Source organism: Pseudomonas vlassakiae, assembly GCF_014269035.2.
In the GTDB taxonomy this organism is placed as follows: Bacteria; Pseudomonadota; Gammaproteobacteria; order Pseudomonadales; family Pseudomonadaceae; genus Aquipseudomonas; species Aquipseudomonas vlassakiae.
Map to the genome: position 1 here is coordinate 80,891 of NZ_JABWRP020000002.1, position 23,031 is coordinate 103,921.

Here is a 23,031-nt window from a genome sequence, read left to right on the forward strand (position 1 = left end):
CTGTGGGTTGTACCTGAAATCGTACCTTTCAACTACAAGGATGACTGGCCAATGGATGGTCAGGGTCGCTCGCGAGCAGCTGAAAACGCCGATCAGGGCAAACGGCAGTCGCTAGTGCAGGACACCGCGATGGTCCAGCCACGCTTCGAAGCGGGTAAAGGTGTCGATGGCGGCCTGCATTGTTGTGGCCTGTTCTGCAGCCGGTGCCCGGCCAAGCCGCTCCAGGAAGCTTCGCCAGTAGCTGCCCGTTCGTTCGCCATACACGTCGAGAAAGGCTGCACCGCTGTCGTGGCCGATGCCCAGCCGCTCGGCCATTGCCCGCTTGAGCACCTGGCCACCCAGGGTCGAGCCCTCCAGCACGTACATCACGCCCAGTGCGCTGGCCTCGTCGCGGATGGCCGGCAGTGCCTGGCACAGCGGCAGGGCGCCGATGTCGGCTTCACTCAGGCCCAGGGCCAGCAGGTCGCGGGCCAAGGTTGGGGCCTTGTGGCGCTCTCGTCCCTGGTAATCGCTCAAGCGATGTTCCAGGGGAAGGTGAAAACCGTAGTAGGCCTGCAGCAGGCGCCGATAGTCAGCGCTATCGAAGCCTGGGCTGAAGAACGGCAGGCGCGCCTCCAGCGACTTGTGGCAGTCACGGGTGCCTTCGCGCAGGGCGAGCAGCAAAGGGCTGGGCGTAGTGGTGGGCATCGATCTGGCTCTGGTGGCATTTCGCCTAGGTAGGAGTGGCGATGCTAACTCGACGTTCCGCCCTGGCGTGACTTTGTTGCGGTAAAAAAGTGGCTGGCATGTTAAACCAGTCGGCCTGACTTTTAATGAAGAACGCCTTGGTGAAAGCCGTACGCCTGACCTTGCTCTGCCATGCCCTGACCCCGGCCCAGAAAAGCGCGCGCCTGGCGCAGCCCGACGACGGCATTTTGCCTTTGGCCCTCGAGTCCTTGGCGTCTACTCCCGGCATGCAGCTGCTGGCTGCGCCTGAGCGGCGCGCTCAGGAAACGGCGCTGCGCCTCTCATCGCAGGTGCAGAGCGTACCGGCATTGGCCGATTGCGCGCTTGGCGATTGGCAGGGTTTGCCACTCAAACAGTTGCAGGCCGAGCAGCCTGAGGCGTTGGCGCTGTGGCTCGACGACCCGCTCAGTGCGCCCCCTGGCGGTGAGTCGTTTGCCCAGGTGTGCGAGCGTGTAAAGGCATGGTTGATGGCCTTCGACAGGCCGGGTGAGTGGCTGGCGGTGACTCACCCCTGGGTGATCCGCGCTGCACTGGTGGCGGTGCTGGAATGCCCGCTGGCTGCCGCACAGCGTATCGATGTGCTGCCGTTGTCGCGGGTCGAGTTGAGCTTTGCCGGGCAGTGGCGCTTGCGTCTGGGTTGAGCAAGCGCCGGTTGCCAAATCAGAACACCAGCTTGTAGCCGATCAGCAGCAACATGGTCGCCAGGCAAGGGCGCAGGACGCGATCCGAGATCCGCCCGGTGAGGTGGCTGCCAAGGTAGATGCCCGGCAGCGAGCCCAGCAGTAGGTAACCCAGCAGCGACCAGTCCATGTTGCCCATGCCGGCGTGGCCGATACCGGCAACCAGGGTCAGGGGGACGGCATGGGCGATTTCGGTGCCAACCAGGCGACGGGTGGCCAGGAACGGGTAGAGCAGGAACAGCGCCACGGTGCCCAGGGCGCCGGCGCCGATCGAGGTCAGGGTGACCATGACGCCCAGCAGTACGCCGGTCAGCACAGTGAGAACATTCAGGCTGCGGTCGCTGAGGTGATAGTGGTCACCTGCATGACGGCTGGCGAACGCTTGCAGGCGCGACTTGAACAGGATTGCCAGGGCGGTGAGGATCAGCACCACCGCCAGGCCCTGCTTGATAATGGCGTTCAGCGCCGTGGTGTCGGTGTGCAGGGTGCTGAGGAACCACAGGGTCAGGGCTGCCGCCGGTACGCTACCGAGGCTGAGCAGGCCGGTGATCTTCCAGTCGATGTTCTTCTGCCGGGCATGCACCCAGACGCCACTGCCCTTGGTGATCGCCGCATACAACAAGTCGGTGCCCACGGCAGTCGCCGGGTTGATGCCGAACCACAGCAGGATCGGGGTCATCAGTGAGCCACCGCCGACGCCGGTCATGCCGACGATGAAACCCACAACCAGTCCGGCAATGGTGAAACCGAAAGAACCTACATCCATACGCTACTCGACTGCCCAGCTTTGCCCGTTATCGGATGGGTGCCAGCATATAGGGAGTTTTTATAGCCAAATAGACTTGTTCGTTATTAGGTTATAACCGTGATAGCTGGTGGGGGCCTGGCTGGTGATTGCCGGCGCCTGGGAGATCGAGCGCCGCGCGGGCGGCGCTCGATTTCGGCCCCAACAAAAGCCTCAAACCCTACGCAAAGGCGCCCCTCAGATGCGGAAGCTGCCCACCAGCTGCTTCAGCCGCCCGGCCTGTTGAGCGAGCGCGTCGCAATGCTGCAGGGTCTGGTTGAGGTTTTGCACCCCTTGCTGGTTCAGCGCGTTGATCTGGGTGATGTCCAGGTTCAGGCTCTCGACCACTGCGGTCTGCTCCTCGGTAGCGGTGGCCACCGATTGGTTCATGCCGTCGATTTCACCGATGCGCTCGGTGACACTGGCCAGGCGTTCACCGGCCTGGTTGGCCACCTGCACGGTCTGTTCGCTCGATACCTGGCTGGTATTCATGGTGTGCACCGCCTCACGCGAGCCCACCTGCAGGCTGGTGATCATGCGGTGGATTTCCTCGGCCGATTCCTGGGTGCGGTGTGCCAGGTTGCGTACCTCGTCGGCGACCACGGCAAAGCCGCGTCCGGCCTCACCGGCGCGGGCGGCTTCGATGGCGGCGTTGAGCGCCAGCAGGTTGGTCTGCTGGGAAATGCCCTTGATCACGTCGAGAATCTTGCCGATCTCATCGGTGCTGGCATTGAGGGTTTCGATCTGCTGGCACGATTCGCTGATGCGCTGGGAAAGTGCAGTCATGGCGCTGATCGCCTGCTCGACCACTTCACGGCCGCCGTGGGCCTGTTCACTGGCACCGCTGGCGTGTTGCGAGGCGTCGGCCGCATTGCGGGCGATTTCCTGGGTCGCCGCGCCCAGCTGGTTGATGGCCGCGGCCACGCTGTTGGTGCGCATGCTCTGTTCTTCGGAGCCGATGATCGAGGCGTTGGAGGCGTCGACGACTTTTTCCGACAGGTCGTGCACCAGGCGGGTGGCCGAAGAGACTTCGCTGATCGAGGTGTGGATACGCTCGACGAAGCGGTTGAACGAGCTGGCCAGTTCGCCGAATTCGTCCTTGTGCTGCACCTCGAGCCGGCGGGTCAGGTCGCCTTCACCTTCGGCAATGTCACGCATGGCGCGGCCCATGGTGGTCAGCGGGCGCATCAGCACCGGGATCAGCAGGCCCAGCAGCACGGCGATGGCGACCACGGCGATGAGCATGGCGATGATCGCTGAAGTTCGGAACTGGCTGAGTGCAGCGTAGGCTTTGTCCTTGTCGATCGACAGGCCGATGTACCACTGCGCCGACGGCAGGCCGGCCACCGGGGCGAACGAGATCAGCCGTTCCTGACCGTTGAGGGTGACGTCCTGCATGCCAGCGGCCACCCGCAGGCCGCTGCCGGGGTAGATGTCCTTGAGGTTCTTCATCAGCTGGTCTTTGTCCGGGCTGACGATCACCTGGCCACTGCTGTCGGCGAGGAAGGCGTGGCCGATGCCACCGAAGTCGACCGAGTTGATGATCTCGACCAGGGTGTCGAGGGTCAGGTCACCGCCGACCACGCCGATCAGCTCGCCGTTACGCTTGCTTTTCACCGGTACCGCGATGGTGACCATGAGGCCACCGACTGCGCCCTGGTAGGGGGCGGTGAGCACAGTCTGGCCGGCGCTGGCCGCGCTGCTGTACCACGGCCGCTGGCGAGGGTCGTAGCCGGCCGGCATCTGTGTGTCAGGGCGCTGGGTGAAGGCGCCGTTGGCCTGGCCCAGATAGGTGAAAAGGAAATTTCGCGTATAGGAAGGCTGCTCGATCAGCCCGCCCAGGGTCTCTCCTGCCCCTTGTTCGGCAATGTCCTGCGCCAGGTTTTCCAGCACCAGGATGCGCCCGCTCATCCAGTTCTGCACGCTGCTGGCAGTCAGCGCGCCAGACTGTTGCACGGACGATTCGATATTCTGGCGAAGGGTGTTGCGTTGCAGGTAATCGTTGTAGAGCGTGAACAGTGCAAAGGCCAGCACCACGACACCGCAGGCGCTGAGAAGGATCTTGTGGCGAAATTTCAGGTTCATGTTTCGAGACCTTGAGCCAAGGATGGGAAGGGCGCCGCGTGCTTGTGGCGAAAAGGCGAGTCCTGTCCTACGTGTTATCGGCGCGCTTGGTAAAAGGTTGAAACAATTAGCTATTTGCCTGGCACACCGACGACGGACGGTGGGCTAGCCCGCGGCCAGCAGCTCGATCAGCAGGCGAGCGCCCTGGTGCAGCGGGTGCTGCTTGCGCCAGAAAACATGGATTGGCAGCTGCAGTTCGTTGCGGGTATTGCCAAATTGCAGGCGCACCAGGCGCTCGGCCGCGACCAGCGGCGCGACCCGGGCCAGTGGCAGGTCGCCCCAGCCAAGGCCGGCTTCGACCATCTGCAGGGCCAGGTCGAAACTGTCGGTGGACCAGTGCGTGGCGCCGATCAGTGGGCGTGGGTCGAGCAGTGGCAGGTCGCGGCTGCGGACCAGGATCTGGCGCACATTGACCAGGTCCTCGAGGTAGTGGATACGGCCTTCGAGCAGGGCCGGGTGGGTGGGTGACAAGGTGGCCACCAGCGTTTCCATGCCGATGTGCTGGAAACTGCGCCGGGCATCGACCTGCAGGCCGGCAAAGGCCAGGCACAGGTCGACGCGCCCGCTGTCGAGCAACTGCAGGGCTTCTTCCTGGGGAGCGCTGAGCAACTGGATGTCGAGCAACGGGTAGCGGGCGCCGAGGTTGGCGATGGCGGCGAGCAACGGCCGATGGTCGATATCCGGGACCACAGCGAGGGTAAGGCTGCTTTCCAGGCCCTGGGACAGTTCCAGCGCGTGCACCTGCAGCAAGCCCAGTTGCTCGGCGATCAGCCGTGCATGGGGCTCGAGTGCCAACGCCTGGGCGGTGGCGCGGACTTCGCGCGAGCCGCGCTCGAACAGCGTGTAGCCCAGCTCGGCTTCGAGGTTGCCGATGGCCATGCTCACCGCCGAGGGCACCCGGTGCAAGGCGCGGGCAGCGGCGGAAAACGAGCCGCGGTCAAGCACGGCGAGAAACAGCTGGATGTTGTCGCTGGAAAAGTTCATGTGCGCCTCCTGTCAGTCAATCTGAAGGCTGCTGACTTTTCCTGTCAAGCCAGGTGAATCATCCTTGCGCTGTTGAAATCGACCCATGAGGTAACCCGTGCAGGGCGTCAAACGCAAACTGATCTACGTGACCGCCTATGAACTGATCGGCCTGTGCATGTCGACGCTGGGGCTGGCCTACCTGTCCGATACCCAGGCTTCGCACACCGGGCCGCTGGCGGTGATGATCACCACCATCGCCATGCTCTGGAACCTGATCTACAACAGCCTCTTCGAGTACTGGGAGAGCCGCCAGGCCACCCGTGGGCGCAGTGTGGCGCGGCGGGTGGCGCATGCCATCGGTTTTCAGCTGACCTTGGTGGTGTACCTGATTCCGCTGATTGCCTGGTGGCTGGACATGAGCCTGGTGGAGGCGTTGCTGGTGGACCTGGCGTTCATCATTCTGATCCCTTGCTACACCTTCGCCTACAACTGGGCGTTCGACCGGATCTTTGGTTTGCCGGCTTCGGCCATGGCCGCAGCCTGATGCTGGTTGGCATGAGTAGCTAGGGTAGGCGAATCAGCAATGATTCCTGGGCGGCTGGTGCTGGCCGCTGCGGTGTCTGCTGCTCCATGGATGGCTGGGGCGCGGTGGCCAGCAGGCTGTCCTCGACCTGCCCCGACAAGTAGTACACCCCCGCCAGGGCGCCGCTCTGACGGTTCTCCATCAGCTCCTGCCATTCCTGGTTGAGCGCGACATTGAGGATGACCCGCAGTTGCTCGACCATCTGCGGCTGGTCACGGTTGTGGGACATGATGCCGTAGCCGGTCGCCGCGATCGAAATCATCGCGCCGGCCACCTTGCCCACGGCACTGGCGACGGCACTGGCGATGCCGCGAGGCGCCAGGGTGGCGCCGAGCTTCTCACTGGCATTGGTGGCCACGGACGACAAGCTTACATCGGTTTTCCCCGGGCCTTTGGCGGCCTGCTTGTGCAAGTGCTCGCGCAACGCCAGCCAGGCTGGTTGCTGCTCTAGCGGCTTGGCCCGCAGCAATTGATAGAGCGAGGCATTGCGGGCGGGTGGCGGCCCCAGGTTGATCGCCGGGATGCGATTCAGGCGCTGGCTGAACTGCTCGGGCGGCGCATGGTAGCGCTGGATGATCGCTGGCAGTTGCTGGCCGAACAGTTGCACGTACAGCTCGCAGGCACGATCGCGGATGCCTTCGGGGTTGATCTGTTCGGCCACGGGTTCGATCACCCGCTCGTGGTACTGCTCCTGCAGGTACAACGCCAGGCGCTTCTCTGCAGGCTCGCGGCCTTCGCCGCTGTCGAGCTTGTACCAGGCCACCTTCATGGTCAGCCATTGTTGGGTCCAGTAACCGGTGAACCACGGGATGAAGTCGTTTTCGGTGCGTTGCTGCACCTGTTCCTTCCATACCCGCATCGAGCGCCGTGCATAGTCGTTGGCCGAGCCGGCCGCGCCGACCGAGGCCTCGATCAGCTCCTGGTCGATGCGCTGCCAGCTGGCGGGGTCGAGCACCGCTGGCGGGGGCGGGGCCGGCGGGCGTTTGCCTGCGCAGCCGGCGATAGCCAGCAAGAGGCACAGCAGGACCAGCAATCGTCGGCTCACTCGGCTGCCTCCCGGGGGTAGAGGCGGGGTGGTCACCCGAGTATAGGGCGCAGCTCAGGGGGCTGCCGTGCAGCCTATCGGCCGTGGTCAGTCCAGCTCGAGCTTGTCTTCCAGTCGGTCGAGATGATCATGCATCAACGCCAGGGCCGCCTCCGCATCACCGGCTTCCACGGCATCGATGATCGCGGCGTGTTCCTCCCAGGCGCAGTGGTCGCAGCAAGGCGATTCATAGCGGGCGATGATCAGCGAAGTCATGGGTACCAGGCCGTTGAGGAAGCGCGCCAGCGGCGCATTGGCCGCCACCTGGGCGAGCTTGAGGTGAAACTCGCCACCCAGGCGGATTGCGGCGCAGCGCTCACCGCGTTCGTGGTGCTGGCGCTCGCGCTCGACCAGTTGGCGCAGCTGGCGAACCTGCACCGGCCGTGCGCGTTGCGCGGCCAGGCTGATCAGGGTGGTTTCGGCCAGGCGCCGGGCGCTGAGTACCTGGCGCGCCTGCTGCGGGTCGGGCGCAGCCAGGTGGGCAGTGTGGCTGGGGCGCTGCACCACCACTTGCTGGTCCGACAGGCGCCCGAGCACCCGGCGGATCACCGTGCGGCTGACGCCAAAGGCATTCCCCAGGGCCTGTTCGGGCAGCAGGCTGCCAGGTGGCAGGCGCTGTTCGAGGATCGCGTCGAACAGGCGCGGGTAGATCTGCTCGGCCGACAGGCGGGTCTCGCCAGCGGCGAGCAGGGCAGGCAGGCGGGGGGCGGCGTGGGCGCAGGCGGTCATGGTCGCTCTCCAAGGGTCATTGGCCGGGCTGGTCGTCCGGGATATTGAGTTGAATGCCCATGCGCTGGCCTTCGGCGAGAATGTGCTGGCGCATCTGGGCGCTGGCCAGGGCACTGTTGCGTTCGCGGATGGCGCGCACCACCGCTTCATTCTCCTTGAGCCGTGCGGCCAGGTGCTCGGGCGAGTTGCGCAGCATGCTGGCGCTCTGCTTGAGGGCGTTGCCGGTCTGCTGCACCACGCTCTGGAAGATCGGGTTGGTGGTCAGGGCGAATAGCGCCTCGTGGAACGCGATGTAAGCCTTGGCCCCGGCTTCGCTGTCATCGGCTTCCAGGGCTTCGCGCATGTCCATCAGGGTCAGGCGCAGCTGGCCGATGTCCTGGCTGTTCGCCGATTGCGCGACCAGCCCGACGATGAACGGTTCGAGGGTGTAGCGCAGCTCCAGCACATCGGCCAGGCTGGCCGCTGCGGCACTTTCGCTGGCTGGGTCCTGGGGCACGGCATCGGCATCCAGTACCAGCACACCCTTGCCTGGCAACGCACGCACCAGGCCCAGGGTTTCCAGCACAGTCACCGCTTCGCGCAGGCTGGGGCGGCTGATGCCCAGTTGCTCAGCCAGTTCGCGCTGCCCGGGCAGCATGTCGCCGGAGCGCCACTGGCCGCGGGCCAGGGCCTGGCGCAGTTTTTCCACCACTGAGTTGACGACGGTCGATGAGCTGATCACGGTTCGCTCCTGCAAGGGCCGGCGTCAGCGCCGGCCACGTTCGCTCAGAATTGCTGTTGATGGGGGTTGGCTTGCTTGCGTGGCGCAGGGGCGAAGCCGGGTTTGCCATCGAGCACGTTATGCGCACGTTCCAGGTCGATGTCCTTTTCCCAGCGGGCTATGGCGACGGTGGCCACGCAGTTGCCGATCAGGTTGGTCAGCGCCCGGCCAATGCCCATGAACCAGTCCACCGCCAGTACCAGCACCAGGCCCACCACCGGGATCGCCGGCACGGCGGTCAGGGTGGCGGCAAGGATTACCAGCGCCGAGCCTGGGATGCCGTGAGCCCCCTTGGAGGTCACCAGCGACACCAGCAGAATGGTCAGCAGGTCGGTCATCTCCAGCGGTGTGCCGGTGGCGTTGGCAATGAACACGATGGCCAGGGTCAGGTAGATGGAAAAACCGTCGAGGTTGAACGAGTAGCCGGTGGGAATGACCAGGCCGACGGTGGAGCTGCCGATGCCCAGGTGTTCCAGCTTGCGCATGATCTGCGGCAGCACGGCGTCGGACGAAGCGGTGCCGAGGACGATGGTCAGCTCTTCACGCAGGTACTTGATGAACGGCAACAGCTTCAGGCCGGACACGCGCATCACGGTACCCAGCACAATCAGCACGAAACCGGCGCAGGTCAGGTAGAACAATGCCACCAGGCCGCCCAGGTGCTGCAGCGATTCCAGGCCGTACTTGCTGGTGGTGAAGGCGATGGCGCCGAACACGCCGATCGGTGCCAGGCGCACGATCATGCCCATGATGCGGAAGATGACGTGGCTCAGTTCGTTGATCAGCCGCGAGATGCCGGCGGCCGAGTCGCCCACCAGGTTCAAGGCACTGCCGAACAGTACCGAGAACAGCAGCACCTGAAGGATATTGTTGTCGGCGAAGGCACCCACCACTGACGTCGGGATCAGGTCCATGAAGAACGCCGTGGCCCCATGGATGTGCTGGCCGCGCTCGGCCAGGCTGCTGGCATCGGCGCTGGACAGCTGGTCGAGGTGGATGTTGGCGCCGCTACCGATGCCGCTGCTGAAGGCGAACACCAGGCCGATGACCAGGGCAATGGTGGTCAGCACTTCGAAGTAGATCACCGATTTCAGGCCGATGCGCCCGACCTTCTTCAGGTCGCCGGCGCCAGAAATGCCGCTGACCACCACGCAGAACACGATCAGGCCGATGAGCATCTTGATCAGCTTGATGAAGCCGTCGCCGAGGGGTTTGAGCTGCAGGGACAGGTCGGGGAAGCTGAGGCCGCAGGCGATGCCGAGGGCGAGGCCGAGCACAACTTGCAGGAAGATCGAACGCGAGCACCATTTGAGCATGGGAGAGATCTCAGATCGGTGTCCTTGCTTCGGTGCCGCACGGGGCGAAAGAGCGCAGGACTTAATTATTGTGGTCTTACCGGTTTGTTCAGCGCGGAGTCATGAAAGCGCGAAAAATCCGACTTTGCAAGGAATTTTGGCCTTACCGGTCTGACCAGTTATGGGGCATTCACGCTGGCCGGGCTCTAGTCCGGTGCACGCGCTGTGTGGTTGCCCAGGCGCAACGGCGAAATCGGCTCGGGACCTGGCCAGCGTCCGCTTGGTCGGTGCAAGCCGCTTGCCAAGTCCTTGGGAGGGGGGGCCGTGCAGGTGGCCTGCATGGGGCGGGTGCCTCAAGTATCGGGCACGAAGGTTTGAGGGTTAGCTTCGCTGATGGCCTAGGTCAACGTCGTGCACAATGTTTCACGAGCTGCTTGTCGACTTTCAGTAATTGCTTGAGGCATGGGCCGTGCTCCATTGCAAGGAAACGGCCAGCCTATTGAATGCAGCGAAGCACTGTAGTTACCGGGTTACTGCCCGATCTGTGGCGCCATGCACTTGATTGACGCCAGCTCAGGATGGGCCACCAGCTTGTCGATGTGCAACGCGTCGTCATTCATCCAGCTTTCGCTCAGCACCCGATAGTGCTCCATGTCCCGGCAGCGCAGGCGCAGGCTGTAGTCGAAGTGGCCGCTGATCAGTTGGCATTCGTAGACCTCCGGGCAAGCCAGCATGGTGGCTTCGAAGGCTTTTTGTGCAGCGCGCCCGCTCTGGTTGGACAGGGCCACCAGCACCAGCAGCGACAGGCCCGGGGCGAGCTTTTGCAGGTCGATGATGGCGCCGTAGCCGCGGATCACGCCGCGTCGTTCAAGCTTGCGCACGCGTTCCAGGCAGGGGCGCGGGGTGAGGTGGACGAGGTTCGAGAGCTTTTCGAAGGTGATGCGGCCGTCGTGGCGCAGCACCTCGATGATGGCTTCGTCGATACGGTCCAGCGGTGGGGTGTTGGCGTCCTTGGTGTCCATGCGCAGGGTTTCTTTCGGTAGGGGGCATGGACAGGGTAGGCGTAAACCGGGGCCGCTGCGCAGCCCCAGGGTGCATCAGGCGCAGGCCGTGTCTGCCTGGCGCGTCGAGCGTACGCCAACCACGCGTGGTTGCAGCAGTGAGTAGAGGTCTTTCGGGTTCTCCAGCTTCGGCACCAGCGCGATGTCCTGGCCAATGCCCAGCATGCGCGCGGTGTCCAGCACATAGCGCAGGGCCGAGTAGTCCTCCAGGGCAAAGCCGACCGAGTCGAACAGCGTGACCTGTTCGGCATGCTCGCGGCCGTGAACAAGCCCGGCGAGCACCTGCCAGAACTCGACTACCGGCGAATTTTCAGGCATCTGCTGAATCTCGCCTTCGACCCGGCTCTGCGGCTCGTACTCGACGATCACTCGCGCCTGCTCGACGATGTCACGGTGCAGCTCGGTCTTGCCCGGGCAGTCGCCACCCACGGCGTTCAGGTGCATGCCCGGCTCGATCATCTCTGGGGTAAGGATGGTCGCGTAGGCCTTGTCAGCCGTGACGGTGGTGACAATATCGGCACCACGTACCGCTTCGGCGACGGAGTTGGCGATGCTCAGCTTCAGGCCGGGACGGCAGGCCAGGTTGGCGACCAGCTTGGCCGAGGCCGCCGGGTCGATGTCGTACAGGCGGATCTCGTCGATGCCCACCAGGGTATTGAAGGCGATGGCCTGGAACTCGCTTTGCGAGCCGTTGCCGATCAGTGCCATGCAGCGGCTGTCCTCCCGTGCGAGGTAGCGAGCTGCCAGTGCCGAGGTGGCAGCGGTACGGATCGCCGTGGTCAGGGTCATCTCGCTGAGCAGCAGGGGGGTGCCGGTGTCGACATCGGCCAGGGTACCGAAGGCCATCACCGTGGGCAGGCCGTGTTGCGTGTTCTTCGGATGGCCGTTGACGTACTTGAAGGCGTAAAGGCTGGCATCGGACACCGGCATCAGCTCGATGACCCCGCCGGGCGAATGGTTGGCCACCCGGGCGCACTTCTCGAAGGCCGGCCAGCGCAGGTAGTCCTGGCGAATGTACTCGGCCATCTCTACCAGGCAAGTGGCCAGGCCTTTGCGGTTGACCAGGCGGGCGAGGTCTTGCACATCGATATAGCGGGTCATGACGGGTCTCCTTGCGGCGACGCTTCCAGTGAGGTGGTCTCTGGAAATATTGTCGGGCGCGGAGCGTGGCGATGCTGGCTGAAGCAGGGGGTGCTGGCAGCGGGAGCGGCTGATTTTGCGCAACCGGCAGCCGAATCGGCTGCGCTGTGGCGCAAGCAAAAAAAACGGCACCTGCCAGAGGTGCCGTCTTCAAGTCACGCGCTGTTACTTGTGCAGCTCTTCAGCCGCATACAGCGTATTCTCCAGCAGGCAGGCGCGGGTCATCGGCCCGACGCCGCCTGGCACCGGCGTGATCCAGCCGGCGCGCGGCAGGGCGGTCTCGTAGACCACGTCGCCGACCAGCTTGCCATCTTCCTGGCGGTTGATGCCGACGTCGATGACGATGGCGCCTTCCTTGATCCACTCACCCTTGACCAGGCCCGGCTTGCCGGCGGCCACGACCACCAGGTCGGCGCGGCCGACGTGGCCGGCCAAATCCTTGGTGAAGCGGTGGCAGACCGTCACGGTGCAACCGCCCAGCAGCAGCTCCATGGCCATCGGGCGGCCAACGATGTTGGAAGCGCCGACGATGACCGCGTTCATGCCGTACAGGTCCTGACCGGTGCTTTCCAGCAGGGTCATGATGCCTTTTGGCGTGCACGGGCGCAGCAGCGGGATACGCTGGGCCAGGCGGCCGATGTTGTAAGGGTGGAAGCCGTCGACGTCTTTGTCGGGGCGGATGCGTTCGAGCAGCAGCGAGGCGTCCAGGTGCGCCGGCAGCGGCAGCTGCAGCAGGATGCCGTCGACGGCCGGGTCGTCATTGAGGCGGTCGATCAGCTCGGTCAGCGCTTGCTGCGTAGTCTCGCTGGGCAGGTCGAATGCCTGGGAGATGAAGCCGACCTCTTCGCAGTCCTTGCGCTTGTGCGAGACATAGACTTGGGAGGCGGGGTCGGTGCCGACCAGGATCACCGCCAGGCCCGGCGTGCGCAGGCCTTGCTGGCGACGCTCCTCGACACGTTGAGCGATCTGCTTGCGCAGGTTGGCGGCGATCGCCTTGCCATCGATTAGGTGTGCAGTCATAGACGCGTGATTAACCATCGAGAAAGTAACAATAAAGAGGGCGCATTCTCGCACGACATCGCCCTAGGGCAAAGGCGGGTGGTCGGGCAAATCCTCTAACCCCTTAAATAATTTAAATTTTTTCTAGAAAGGTGTTGACGACCTGTAGGCTCGCCTATAAGATTCGCCGCACTTGTCGGGCACAGCCTAGCACTGGTTGGCGAGGTCGGGCAGAATGAGTGGTTTGGCAGTTATCTGTTAACGGCTTGTTCGGTTAGGCTTCAAGCTTAAGCGCCCGTAGCTCAGCTGGATAGAGCATCCGCCTTCTAAGCGGATGGTCGCAGGTTCGAGTCCTGCCGGGTGCGCCATTTAGGCAGCTTGGGCAAGCAAGTAAGGCTGTAATGCAATATGGTGGGCGTAGCTCAGTTGGTAGAGCGCCGGATTGTGATTCCGGTTGTCGTGGGTTCGATTCCCATCGTCCACCCCATATTCGACGAAGGCGCCGTTGATTGAATGATCTGGCGCCTTTGTTTTTAAGCGTTACGCGGACGTGGTGAAATTGGTAGACACACTGGATTTAGGTTCCAGCGGCGCAAGCTGTAAGAGTTCGAGTCTCTTCGTCCGCACCATGCTTCTGTAAGGTTGTATCGCAACACCGCAATATGGTGGGCGTAGCTCAGTTGGTAGAGCGCTGGATTGTGATTCCAGTTGTCGTGGGTTCGATTCCCATCGTCCACCCCATATTTTCGAAGGCGCCTTGATCGTGAGATCGGGCGCCTTTGTTGTTTTCGGGGTGCCAGCATTGAGGGATATGGCGCCTGTGAGATAGAGCGCCGCCCGCGCGGCGCTCGATATTGCAGGCGCCACAACTCTCAAGTCAGGACTTCGCAGCCATTACTCAATCCCCCCTTGCAATCCTCTGGTGACACCCCAATAAAAGCTGTTAGATTTCAGCCGGTTGAAACACCGGTCCATTTGGCCGGCAGAGGAATACCCCTGATGATTGCAAAAGAAGCCCGCCAGGCCCTGGCGTTGCAGCGCTTTGCCGAAGCCAATCCGCAACTGCTCGAAGAAATTCGTGAGCTGGATGCCCGTGAGCAGGCCCAGCAGATCGAGTGGGCATTCGAGGATGCTGCCGATGAGCAGGGGCTTCAGCCTTGGGAGCTGGCGTTGCAGCTGATTGCCGAAAGCCCCGAGCAGCTGCGGGCCATGCGCCTGGAGACCCATCGCGAAGTGGCCGAGGCGTTGGGCATGGAGTGGGAGGAGTACTGCCAGTTCAACGAGATCGATCCTGAATAAACGGGTCGCTCTCAAGCTGGCGGATGTTTGACAAGGTATTTCGGTTGTGTGCCGGCGTTGGCTGGTACGCGGCCTTCTATATAAAGAGGCTCGGCACTTCACCGTGCGGGCCATGCAAGTTAATCGACCGGCGTGGTTTCCCGTCGTCCCGGGTGGGGTGACTTCTGGTGCGTGACTCACTAGAATGTTCGCCCTTGATTCTGGAGTCGGGCTATCGCCGGCTAACGTCTGTGCAACGAGGAATATCCATGCAAGTTTCTGTTGAAAACACTTCCGCTCTCGAGCGCCGCATGACCATCGCCGTTCCGGCCGAGCGCGTCGAGAACGAAGTCAACAAGCGTCTGCAACAGACTGCCAAGCGCGCCAAGGTCGCGGGCTTCCGCCCAGGCAAGGTGCCGATGAGCGTGATCCGTCAGCGTTTCGAAGCCGATGCCCGTCAAGAGGCCTTCGGTGACCTGGTCCAGGCTTCCTTCTACGAAGCCATCGTCGAGCAGAAGCTGAACCCTGCTGGCGCTCCGGCCGTCGAGCCGAAGTCCTTCGAGAAGGGCAAGGACCTGGAATTCGTTGCGGTCTTCGAAGTATTCCCGGAGTTCACCGTTGCCGGCTTCGAGTCGATCAACGTCGAGCGCCTGAGCGCCGAAGTGGCTGACGCCGACCTGGACAACATGCTGGAAGTGCTGCGCAAGCAGAACACCCGTTTCGAGGCTGTCGAGCGCGCTGCGCAGAACGACGACCAGGTCAACATCGATTTCGTCGGCAAGGTCGACGGTGAAGTGTTCGCCGGCGGTTCCGCCAAAGGCACTCAGCTGGTACTGGGTTCCGGCCGCATGATCCCTGGCTTCGAAGACGGCCTGGTTGGCGCCAAGGCGGGTGAAGAGCGCGTTGTCAACGTGACCTTCCCTGAGGACTACCAGAACCTGGACCTGGCCGGCAAGGCCGCCGAGTTCACCATCACCGTCAACAGCGTCTCGGCCCCTGTGCTGCCAGAGCTGAACGAAGAGTTCTTCGCCCAGTTCGGCATCAAGGAGTCGACCCTGGAAGGCTTCCGCAGCGAAGTTCGCAAGAACATGGAGCGTGAGCTGCGTCAGGCGATCAAGACCAAGGTCAAGAACCAGGTCATGGACGGTCTGCTGGCCGCCAACCCGATCGAAGTGCCAAAGGCCCTGCTGGAAAACGAAGTCAACCGTCTGCGCGTGCAGGCTGTTCAGCAGTTCGGTGGCAACATCAAGCCTGAGCAACTGCCGGCCGAGCTGTTCGAAGAGCAAGCCAAGCGCCGCGTGGTGCTGGGCCTGATCGTCGCCGAAGTGGTCAAGCAGTTCGAGCTGAAGCCGGACGAAGGCAAGGTTCGCGAAATGATCGAAGAAATGGCCTCGGCTTACCAGGAGCCTGAGCAGGTCATTTCCTGGTACTACAAGAACGACCAGCAACTGAACGAAGTTCGTTCGGTTGTGCTGGAAGAACAAGTTGTAGATACTGTTCTGCAGAAAGCGACTGTGACCGACAAGTCGGTCTCGTACGAAGACGCCGTAAAGCCAGCACAGGCCCCTGCCGCCGCTGAGTAACAGGCTTCTCTCGTAGGAAACCCCCACAAGCCAGCCTTCGAGCTGGCTTGTGCGTTATCAAGCCATGACTATTTGGGAGTGAGCGCAGGACATGTCCCGCAATTCTTATATTCAGCAGAGCTCTGACATCCAGGCCGCAGGCGGCCTGGTCCCGATGGTTATCGAGCAGTCCGCCCGTGGCGAACGTGCCTACGACATCTACTCGCGCCTGTTGAAGGAGCGAGTGATCTTCCTGGTTGGCCCGGTAGAGGATTACATGGCCAACCTGGTTGTGGCGCAGCTGCTGTTCCTTGAAGCGGAAAACCCGGACAAGGATATCCATCTGTACATCAACTCCCCAGGCGGTTCGGTGACTGCTGGCATGTCGATCTACGACACCATGCAGTTCATCAAGCCGGACGTATCGACCATCTGCATCGGCCAGGCCTGCAGCATGGGTGCGTTCCTGCTGGCCGCAGGTGCCAAGGGCAAGCGTCACTGCCTGCCGAACTCGCGCGTGATGATCCACCAGCCACTGGGCGGTTTCCAGGGGCAGGCCACCGATATCGAGATTCACGCCCAGGAAATCCTCAATATCAAGGCGCGCCTGAACGAGCTGCTGGCCTACCACACCGGCCAGGACCTCGAGACCATCAAGCGTGACACCGAGCGTGACAATTTCATGAGCGCCTCGCGCGCGGCCGAGTACGGCCTGATCGACTCGGTATACGACAAGCGGCAACTGGCCTCCTGAACCCAGGTGCCAGAGCAGGTAGGTGCGCAAAGCGCCTACCTGCGGACTTGAAAAAGCCCGCAATTGCCTTCATCTTGTGTTGCAAGCCTACCGGATTGGATCGATCGAATGACTGACACCCGTAACGGCGAGGACAGCGGCAAATTGCTTTATTGCTCCTTCTGCGGCAAAAGCCAGCACGAAGTGCGCAAACTGATTGCCGGGCCCTCGGTATTTATCTGCGACGAGTGCGTCGACCTGTGCAACGACATCATCCGTGAGGAGGTGCAGGAAGCCCAGGCCGAAAGCAGCGCGCACAAATTGCCTTCGCCGAAAGAAATCAGCGGCATCCTGGACCAGTACGTCATCGGTCAGGAGCGCGCGAAGAAGGTGCTCTCGGTAGCGGTGTACAACCACTACAAGCGCCTGAACCAGCGTGACAAGAAGGGCGACGAAGTCGAACTCGGCAAAAGCAACATCCTGCTCATCGGGCCTACCGGCTCGGGCAAGACCCTGCTCGCCGAAACCCTTGCGCGACTGTTGAACGTACCGTTCACCATCGCAGACGCCACCACCCTGACCGAAGCCGGTTATGTGGGTGAGGACGTCGAGAACATCATTCAGAAACTGCTGCAGAAGTGCGACTACGATGTGGAAAAGGCCCAGATGGGCATTGTCTACATCGACGAGATCGACAAGATCTCGCGCAAGTCGGACAACCCGTCCATCACCCGCGACGTTTCGGGTGAAGGCGTGCAGCAGGCACTGCTGAAGCTGATCGAGGGCACCGTTGCTTCGGTACCGCCGCAGGGCGGCCGCAAGCACCCGCAACAGGAATTCCTGCAGGTTGATACCCGCAACATCCTGTTCATCTGCGGTGGCGCCTTCTCCGGCCTGGAAAAGGTCATCCAGAACCGCTCCACCAAGGGTGGCATCGGTTTTGGCGCCGAAGTACGCAGCAAGGAAGAGGGCAAGAAGGTCGGCGAGTCGCTGCGCGAAGTCGAGCCGGACGATCTGGTCAAGTTTGGCCTGATCCCCGAGTTCGTGGGTCGCCTGCCGGTTCTGGCGACCCTCGACGAGCTTGACGAGGCTGCACTGATGCAGATCCTCACCGAGCCGAAGAATGCCCTGACCAAGCAGTACGCCAAGCTGTTCGAGATGGAAAGCGTGGACCTCGAGTTCCGCACCGACGCCCTCAAGGCCGTCGCACGCAAGGCCCTGGAGCGCAAGACAGGCGCTCGTGGCCTGCGTTCGATCCTCGAAGGCGTGCTGCTCGACACCATGTACGAGATTCCTTCGCAGAAGGATGTCAGCAAGGTGGTGATCGACGAGAGCGTCATCGAAGGCACCTCGCAGCCGCTGATGATCTACGAGAACAGCGAGCCGCAAGCCAAGGCCGCACCCGACGCCTGATGGCAGGTGAATACCGGGTGATAGCCGCAAAGCAAGGAGGGGGCCTACGGGCCCCTTTCTGCTTTTCCTATGCAAGCGCTTGTAATTTCCCAAGCGTGCCCCCACATTAGGTCCAAGCATCATTTCCACCGGTTTCCGGCCATAAGGCCGCTGTAGAGGCGAAATCATGAAGACCACCCTCGACTTGCCTCTTTTGCCATTGCGCGATGTCGTCGTCTATCCGCACATGGTCATCCCACTGTTCGTGGGGCGTGAGAAGTCTATCGAAGCCCTTGAGGCGGCGATGACGGGCGAGAAGCAGATCCTGCTGCTGGCCCAGAAAAACCCTGCCGATGACGATCCAGGCGAAGACGCCCTGTATCGCGTCGGTACCGTCGCTACCGTATTGCAACTGCTGAAGCTGCCCGATGGCACTGTCAAGGTGTTGGTCGAGGGCGAGCAGCGCGGTGCGGTCGAGCGTTTCACCGAAGTAGAAGGGCACATCCGTGCCGAAGTTTCCCTGATCGATGAAACCGACGCCGCCGAGCGCGAGTCGGAAGTCTTCGTGCGCACGCTGCTCTCTCAATTCGAGCAGTACGTGCAATTGGGCAAGAAAGTCCCCGCCGAAGTGCTGTCGTCGCTGAACAGCATTGAAGAGCCTGGTCGCCTGGTCGATACCATGGCCGCGCACATGGCGCTGAAGATCGAGCAGAAGCAGGAAATCCTCGAGATCGTCGACCTGGCGGCCCGGGTCGAGCACGTGCTGGCCCTGCTGGATGCCGAAATCGACCTGCTGCAGGTCGAGAAGCGTATCCGTGGCCGGGTCAAGAAACAGATGGAGCGCAGCCAGCGCGAGTACTACCTGAATGAGCAGATGAAGGCCATTCAGAAGGAACTTGGCGACGGTGACGAAGGCCACAACGAAGTCGAAGAGCTGAAAAAGCGCATCGAAGGCGCTGGCCTGCCGAAAGACGCCCTGACCAAGGCCCAGGCCGAGCTGAACAAGCTCAAGCAGATGTCGCCGATGTCCGCCGAGGCCACCGTGGTGCGCTCGTACCTCGACTGGCTCGTGCAGGTGCCGTGGAAGGCCCAGAGCAAGGTACGCCTGGACCTGGCCAAGGCCGAAGAGATCCTCGATGCCGACCACTATGGCCTTGAAGAGGTCAAGGAGCGGATTCTCGAGTACCTCGCCGTGCAGAAGCGGGTGAAGAAGATCCGCGGCCCGGTGCTGTGCCTGGTCGGCCCGCCTGGCGTGGGCAAGACCTCGCTGGCCGAGTCGATCGCTGCCGCGACCAACCGCAAGTTCGTGCGCATGGCCCTGGGTGGCGTGCGTGACGAGGCCGAGATTCGGGGGCACCGTCGTACCTACATCGGTTCGATGCCTGGCCGCCTGATCCAGAAGATGACCAAGGTGGGTGTACGCAACCCGCTGTTCCTGCTCGACGAGATCGACAAGATGGGCAGCGACATGCGTGGCGACCCGGCCTCGGCGCTGCTGGAAGTGCTCGACCCCGAGCAGAACCACAATTTCAACGACCACTACCTGGAAGTCGACTACGACCTCTCGGACGTGATGTTCCTGTGCACCTCGAACTCGATGAACATCCCACCGGCGCTGCTGGACCGGATGGAAGTCATCCGCCTGCCCGGTTACACCGAAGACGAGAAGATCAACATCGCGGTCAAGTACCTGACGCCCAAGCAGGTCAAGGCCAACGGCCTGAAGGTCGAAGAGCTGGAGATCGACGTCTCGGCGATTCGCGACATCATCCGTTACTACACCCGCGAAGCGGGTGTGCGTGGCCTGGAACGCCAGATCGCCAAGGTCTGCCGCAAGGTGGTCAAGGAACATACCGGGCAGAAGCAGGTCAAGGTCAAGGTTACCGGTGAACAGCTCGAGCACCTGCTCGGCGTTCGCAAGTTCCGCTACGGCCTGGCCGAGCAGCAGGACCAGATCGGCCAGGTCACCGGCCTTGCCTGGACCCAGGTGGGCGGCGAATTGCTGACCATCGAGTCGGTGGTGATCCCTGGCAAGGGCCAGCTGATCAAGACCGGCTCGCTGGGCGATGTCATGGTCGAGTCGATCACTGCCGCGCAAACCGTGGTCCGCAGCCGTGCCCGCAGCCTGGGTATTGCCGCCGATTTCCACGAGAAGCACGACGTGCATATCCACATGCCCGAGGGCGCCACGCCGAAGGACGGCCCGAGCGCGGGTATCGGCATGTGTACCGCGCTGGTATCGGCGCTGACGCAGATTCCGGTGCGCGCTGACGTGGCCATGACCGGCGAAATCACCCTGCGCGGCCAGGTCCTGGCGATTGGCGGGTTGAAGGAAAAACTGCTGGCAGCACACCGGGGCGGGATCAAGACGGTGATCATTCCCGAGGAGAATGTTCGCGATTTGAAGGAAATTCCGGAAAATATCAAACAGGATCTGCAGATCAAACCGGTCAAATGGATTGACGAAGTCCTGCAAATTGCGCTGCAATACGCCCCGGAGCCCTTGCCAGATGTGGCTCCGGAGATTGTCGCGAAAGATGACAAACGCGACGGCGATGCTAAGGAAAGAATCAGCACGCATTAGTAGTTTTTGGCTGGGGGGCTTTCCTTGACAGTTTTTTCGGGGCCTTGCTATAAAGCGGCACGCTATTGTCAAACGGCCTCCTGGTACAGGTTTCATCAGCTTTTCATTACATACTTAGAAACAAACTCAATAGAGAAATAAGGGGACTTAGAGTGAACAAGTCGGAACTGATTGACGCTATCGCCGCATCTGCAGACATCCCGAAAGCTGTAGCCGGCCGTGCGCTGGACGCAGTCATCGAATCCGTCACCGGCGCCCTGAAGCAAGGTGACGATGTGGTACTGGTTGGCTTCGGTACCTTCTCGGTCAAGGAGCGCGCCGAGCGCACCGGCCGTAACCCTCAGACTGGCAAGGCGATCAAGATCGAAGCCGCCAAGGTTCCAGGCTTCAAGGCTGGCAAAGGCCTGAAAGACGCCGTCAACTAAGTCGTCTTTCAATCGGACCAGGCCTGGCCGGGTCCGAGCACGCTGATGGCGGGTCGCAAACGTTCCCGCCTGACACGTTTGCTAAGAAAAGGCGCATCCTCGGATGCGCCTTTCTTTTATCAGGATTCTACCCACGCTCCGCGGTTGTCGACGCAGTGGTACAGCCGTTTCTGGGGGACGCATGCTGCAAAATATCAGGGACAATTCACAAGGTTGGATTGCCAAGACCATCATCGGCCTCATCGTCGTGTTGATGGCGTTGACCGGTTTCGAAGCCATTTTCAAGGCCGCCACCCACAGCCAGGACGCGGCCAAGGTAAACGGCGACACCATTAGCCAGAATGAGCTGAGCCAGGCCGCCGACATGCAGCGCCGCCAGCTGATGCAACAGTTGGGCAAGGATTTTGACCCAGCGGTGCTGGATGAAAAGCGCCTGCGCGACGCCGCGCTCAAAGGTCTGATCGATCGCAAACTGCTGCTGCAGGGTGCCAGAGACGCCAAGTTCGCCTTCTCCGAAGCCGCGCTGGACCAGGTGATCCTGCAGACGCCGGAATTCCAGGTCGATGGCAAGTTCAATGCCGATCGTTTCGATCAGGTCATCCGCCAGCTGGGCTATGGCCGCATGCAGTTCCGCGACATGCTCGCGGAAGAGATGCTGATCGGCCAGCTGCGTACCGGTATCGCCGGCAGCAGCTTCGTCACCGACCAGCAGGTCGACGCCTTCGCCCGCCTGGAAAACCAGACGCGCGATTTCGCTTCTCTGACCTTCAAGGCCGACCCGGCCGCAGTCAAGGTCAGCGATGACGAGGTCAAGGCGCATTACGACCAGCACGCCAAAGAGTTCATGACGCCGGACCAGGTGGTCATCGACTACATCGAGCTGAAGAAGTCGGCATTCTTCGATCAGGTCAAGGTCACCGACGACGAACTCAAGGCCCAGTACGAGAAGGAAGTCGCCAACCTCGCCGAGCAGCGCCATGCCGCGCATATCCTCATCGAGGTCAACGACAAAGTCACCGACGCCCAGGCCAAGGCCAAGGCCGAAGAGATCGAGCAGCGCCTGGCCAAGGGTGAAGACTTCGCCAAGCTGGCCAAGGAGTTCTCCCAGGACCCAGGTTCTGCCAGCAATGGCGGTGATCTGGGCTTCGCAGGCCCAGGCGTGTATGACCCGGCCTTCGAAGACGCGCTGTACAAGCTCAACGACGGCCAGGTGTCGGCCCCGGTACGTACCGAGTTCGGCTACCACCTGATCAAGCTGCTGGGCAAGCAAGCGCCGGAAGTACCGAGTTTCGCCAGCCTGAAGGACAAGCTGACCCGCGACCTGAAGACCCCTCTGGTCGAGCAGCGTTATGTCGACGCCAGCAAGCAGCTGCAGGATGCTGCCTACGAGGCTTCCGACCTGGCCCAGCCGGCTCAGGACCTGAACCTCAAGGTGCAGACGTCCGCACCGTTCGGCCGCGAAGGCGGCGAGGGCATCACGGCCAACCGTGGCGTGATTCAGGCGGCGTTCTCCGAAGAGGTGATGGATGAAGGTGCCAACAGCACCGCCATCGAACTCGACCCGGAAACCACCGTCGTGCTGCGCGTGAGGGAACACCGCAAGCCGGAGCAACTGCCTCTGGAGGCCGTGGCCAAGAACATCAGCGAGCACCTGGCCAAGGAGAAGGCGACTGCTGAACTCAAGGCCAAGGCGGACAAGCTGATTGCCGGCCTGCGTGACGGTTCCATCGCTGCCGCTGGTGCGCACGATGGTCAGCAGTGGAAGGCTCACGAAGCCGTGACCCGTGGTCAGGACGGTATCGATCCGGCCGAGCTGCAGGCGCTGTTCCGCCTGGCCAAGCCGCAAGCCAAGGACAAGCCGGTGTACGGCAGCGTGGTCCTGGCCGACGGCAGCCTGGTCGTGCTGCAGCTCAAGGGCGTCAACGAAGGTGCCGCCGCCAGCGACGACGAGAAGCAGCAGATCCGCCGCTACCTCGCATCGCGTGCTGGCCAGCAGGACTTTGCGGCCTACCGCAAGCAACTGGAAGGCACTGCCGACATCACCCGTTACTGAGTGATGGAAGCATGACGAAACAGGCCGCGCGATGCGGCCTGTTTCATTTCTACCCTTCGCGAAGGGGCCAATA

At 62.3% G+C, this 23,031-nt stretch carries 20 protein-coding genes, 4 tRNA genes and 1 pseudogene; 13 read left to right on the forward strand and 12 right to left on the reverse strand.

Going from position 1 to position 23,031, the window contains the following annotated elements:
* Positions 1-111 precede the first annotated feature (111 nt).
* Entirely contained in the window at positions 112-687 is a 576-nt protein-coding gene (locus HU738_RS02530) for a biliverdin-producing heme oxygenase (protein ID WP_186600888.1), read from the reverse strand.
* Between the two features lie 140 nt (positions 688-827).
* Here HU738_RS02530 and HU738_RS02535 point away from each other — a divergent pair, with 140 nt between their 5' ends.
* Positions 828-1,367, forward strand: a complete 540-nt coding sequence (locus HU738_RS02535; protein WP_186601149.1) for a histidine phosphatase family protein — start codon at positions 828-830, stop codon at positions 1,365-1,367.
* 19 nt (positions 1,368-1,386) lie between these two features.
* Here HU738_RS02535 and HU738_RS02540 read toward each other — a convergent pair whose 3' ends face one another.
* The 4 genes and pseudogenes from HU738_RS02540 to HU738_RS02550 form a co-directional block, all read right to left on the reverse strand.
* The gene (locus HU738_RS02540; protein WP_176506190.1) at positions 1,387-2,172 is read right to left on the reverse strand and encodes a sulfite exporter TauE/SafE family protein; all 786 of its coding nucleotides are present in this window, start codon (positions 2,170-2,172) and stop codon (positions 1,387-1,389) included.
* 216 nt (positions 2,173-2,388) lie between these two features.
* Positions 2,389-3,129 carry a methyl-accepting chemotaxis protein gene (locus HU738_RS26270; RefSeq protein ID WP_371263233.1) on the reverse strand — a complete coding sequence of 247 codons (741 nt, stop codon included), beginning with the start codon at positions 3,127-3,129 and terminating at the stop codon, positions 2,389-2,391.
* A 117-nt stretch (positions 3,130-3,246) separates the two neighbouring features.
* Positions 3,247-4,275: pseudogene (gene mcpA / locus HU738_RS26275) on the reverse strand (methyl-accepting chemotaxis protein McpA); the annotation flags it as partial.
* Positions 4,276-4,419: 144 nt separating this feature from the next.
* Positions 4,420-5,298, reverse strand: coding sequence for a LysR family transcriptional regulator (locus tag HU738_RS02550; RefSeq protein WP_186600889.1), 879 nt, complete (start codon positions 5,296-5,298; stop codon positions 4,420-4,422).
* A gap of 97 nt (positions 5,299-5,395) precedes the next feature.
* Between HU738_RS02550 and HU738_RS02555 the strand changes: the two genes are divergently transcribed.
* Entirely contained in the window at positions 5,396-5,824 is a 429-nt protein-coding gene (locus tag HU738_RS02555) for a PACE efflux transporter (protein ID WP_186600890.1), read from the forward strand.
* Between the two features lie 19 nt (positions 5,825-5,843).
* Here the strand turns inward: HU738_RS02555 and HU738_RS02560 are convergent, their stop codons facing one another.
* From HU738_RS02560 to folD, 7 genes are all read right to left on the reverse strand, one after another.
* Positions 5,844-6,908 (reverse strand): hypothetical protein, encoded by a 1,065-nt coding sequence (locus tag HU738_RS02560; RefSeq protein ID WP_186600891.1) that lies wholly within the window; start codon positions 6,906-6,908, stop codon positions 5,844-5,846.
* An 87-nt stretch (positions 6,909-6,995) separates the two neighbouring features.
* Entirely contained in the window at positions 6,996-7,676 is a 681-nt protein-coding gene (locus tag HU738_RS02565; RefSeq protein ID WP_186600892.1) for a GntR family transcriptional regulator, read from the reverse strand.
* Positions 7,677-7,692: 16 nt separating this feature from the next.
* A complete protein-coding gene (locus HU738_RS02570) occupies positions 7,693-8,397 on the reverse strand; it encodes a FadR/GntR family transcriptional regulator (protein ID WP_176507434.1) in 705 nt (234 codons plus the stop codon).
* 44 nt (positions 8,398-8,441) lie between these two features.
* The gene (locus HU738_RS02575) at positions 8,442-9,752 is read right to left on the reverse strand and encodes a C4-dicarboxylate transporter DctA (protein ID WP_099815308.1); all 1,311 of its coding nucleotides are present in this window, start codon (positions 9,750-9,752) and stop codon (positions 8,442-8,444) included.
* Positions 9,753-10,261: 509 nt separating this feature from the next.
* Positions 10,262-10,753: an Lrp/AsnC family transcriptional regulator gene (locus HU738_RS02580; protein WP_186600893.1), complete on the reverse strand. Its 492-nt coding sequence runs from the start codon at positions 10,751-10,753 to the stop codon at positions 10,262-10,264.
* 75 nt (positions 10,754-10,828) lie between these two features.
* A complete protein-coding gene (gene ocd, locus HU738_RS02585) occupies positions 10,829-11,893 on the reverse strand; it encodes an ornithine cyclodeaminase (protein WP_186600894.1) in 1,065 nt (354 codons plus the stop codon).
* A gap of 204 nt (positions 11,894-12,097) precedes the next feature.
* A complete protein-coding gene (gene folD / locus HU738_RS02590; protein ID WP_054883547.1) occupies positions 12,098-12,952 on the reverse strand; it encodes a bifunctional methylenetetrahydrofolate dehydrogenase/methenyltetrahydrofolate cyclohydrolase FolD in 855 nt (284 codons plus the stop codon).
* A gap of 270 nt (positions 12,953-13,222) precedes the next feature.
* Here folD and HU738_RS02595 point away from each other — a divergent pair.
* The 11 genes from HU738_RS02595 (at position 13,223) to HU738_RS02645 (ending at position 22,958) form a co-directional block, all read left to right on the forward strand.
* Positions 13,223-13,299, forward strand: a tRNA-Arg gene (locus tag HU738_RS02595).
* A 43-nt stretch (positions 13,300-13,342) separates the two neighbouring features.
* A tRNA-His gene (locus HU738_RS02600) sits at positions 13,343-13,418 on the forward strand.
* A gap of 57 nt (positions 13,419-13,475) precedes the next feature.
* Positions 13,476-13,560: transfer RNA gene (locus HU738_RS02605), tRNA-Leu, on the forward strand.
* 36 nt (positions 13,561-13,596) lie between these two features.
* Positions 13,597-13,672, forward strand: a tRNA-His gene (locus HU738_RS02610).
* A 258-nt stretch (positions 13,673-13,930) separates the two neighbouring features.
* A complete protein-coding gene (locus HU738_RS02615) occupies positions 13,931-14,230 on the forward strand; it encodes a DUF6388 family protein (protein WP_176507438.1) in 300 nt (99 codons plus the stop codon).
* 248 nt (positions 14,231-14,478) lie between these two features.
* Complete coding sequence (gene tig / locus HU738_RS02620) at positions 14,479-15,792, forward strand: trigger factor (RefSeq protein ID WP_176507439.1); 1,314 nt, start codon at positions 14,479-14,481, stop codon at positions 15,790-15,792.
* A 91-nt stretch (positions 15,793-15,883) separates the two neighbouring features.
* Positions 15,884-16,525 (forward strand): ATP-dependent Clp endopeptidase proteolytic subunit ClpP, encoded by a 642-nt coding sequence (gene clpP, locus HU738_RS02625; RefSeq protein ID WP_003259400.1) that lies wholly within the window; start codon positions 15,884-15,886, stop codon positions 16,523-16,525.
* 108 nt (positions 16,526-16,633) lie between these two features.
* Positions 16,634-17,917 carry an ATP-dependent Clp protease ATP-binding subunit ClpX gene (clpX, locus tag HU738_RS02630; protein ID WP_054883550.1) on the forward strand — a complete coding sequence of 428 codons (1,284 nt, stop codon included), beginning with the start codon at positions 16,634-16,636 and terminating at the stop codon, positions 17,915-17,917.
* Positions 17,918-18,083: 166 nt separating this feature from the next.
* Positions 18,084-20,480: an endopeptidase La gene (gene lon / locus HU738_RS02635; protein WP_176507440.1), complete on the forward strand. Its 2,397-nt coding sequence runs from the start codon at positions 18,084-18,086 to the stop codon at positions 20,478-20,480.
* Between the two features lie 152 nt (positions 20,481-20,632).
* Complete coding sequence (gene hupB / locus HU738_RS02640) at positions 20,633-20,905, forward strand: nucleoid-associated protein HU-beta (protein ID WP_003250246.1); 273 nt, start codon at positions 20,633-20,635, stop codon at positions 20,903-20,905.
* 181 nt (positions 20,906-21,086) lie between these two features.
* On the forward strand, positions 21,087-22,958 hold the full coding sequence (locus HU738_RS02645; RefSeq protein ID WP_176507441.1) for a SurA N-terminal domain-containing protein: 1,872 nt from the start codon (positions 21,087-21,089) through the stop codon (positions 22,956-22,958).
* Positions 22,959-23,031 lie beyond the last annotated feature (73 nt).

What these genes read in the sequence shown, in the direction of transcription:
- HU738_RS02550 (WP_186600889.1), bottom strand. Translation starts at nt 5,298, where the DNA reads ATGAACTTTTCCAGCGACAACATCCAGCTGTTTCTCGCCGTGCTTGAC.
- HU738_RS02540 (WP_176506190.1), bottom strand. Translation starts at nt 2,172, where the DNA reads ATGGATGTAGGTTCTTTCGGTTTCACCATTGCCGGACTGGTTGTGGGT.
- HU738_RS02575 (WP_099815308.1), bottom strand. Translation starts at nt 9,752, where the DNA reads ATGCTCAAATGGTGCTCGCGTTCGATCTTCCTGCAAGTTGTGCTCGGC.
- HU738_RS02580 (WP_186600893.1), bottom strand. Translation starts at nt 10,753, where the DNA reads ATGGACACCAAGGACGCCAACACCCCACCGCTGGACCGTATCGACGAA.
- lon (WP_176507440.1), top strand. Translation starts at nt 18,084, where the DNA reads ATGAAGACCACCCTCGACTTGCCTCTTTTGCCATTGCGCGATGTCGTC.
- ocd (WP_186600894.1), bottom strand. Translation starts at nt 11,893, where the DNA reads ATGACCCGCTATATCGATGTGCAAGACCTCGCCCGCCTGGTCAACCGC.
- clpP (WP_003259400.1), top strand. Translation starts at nt 15,884, where the DNA reads ATGTCCCGCAATTCTTATATTCAGCAGAGCTCTGACATCCAGGCCGCA.
- HU738_RS02565 (WP_186600892.1), bottom strand. Translation starts at nt 7,676, where the DNA reads ATGACCGCCTGCGCCCACGCCGCCCCCCGCCTGCCTGCCCTGCTCGCC.
- HU738_RS02615 (WP_176507438.1), top strand. Translation starts at nt 13,931, where the DNA reads ATGATTGCAAAAGAAGCCCGCCAGGCCCTGGCGTTGCAGCGCTTTGCC.
- folD (WP_054883547.1), bottom strand. Translation starts at nt 12,952, where the DNA reads ATGACTGCACACCTAATCGATGGCAAGGCGATCGCCGCCAACCTGCGC.
- HU738_RS02530 (WP_186600888.1), bottom strand. Translation starts at nt 687, where the DNA reads ATGCCCACCACTACGCCCAGCCCTTTGCTGCTCGCCCTGCGCGAAGGC.
- tig (WP_176507439.1), top strand. Translation starts at nt 14,479, where the DNA reads ATGCAAGTTTCTGTTGAAAACACTTCCGCTCTCGAGCGCCGCATGACC.
- HU738_RS26270 (WP_371263233.1), bottom strand. Translation starts at nt 3,129, where the DNA reads ATGCGCACCAACAGCGTGGCCGCGGCCATCAACCAGCTGGGCGCGGCG.
- HU738_RS02645 (WP_176507441.1), top strand. Translation starts at nt 21,087, where the DNA reads ATGCTGCAAAATATCAGGGACAATTCACAAGGTTGGATTGCCAAGACC.
- clpX (WP_054883550.1), top strand. Translation starts at nt 16,634, where the DNA reads ATGACTGACACCCGTAACGGCGAGGACAGCGGCAAATTGCTTTATTGC.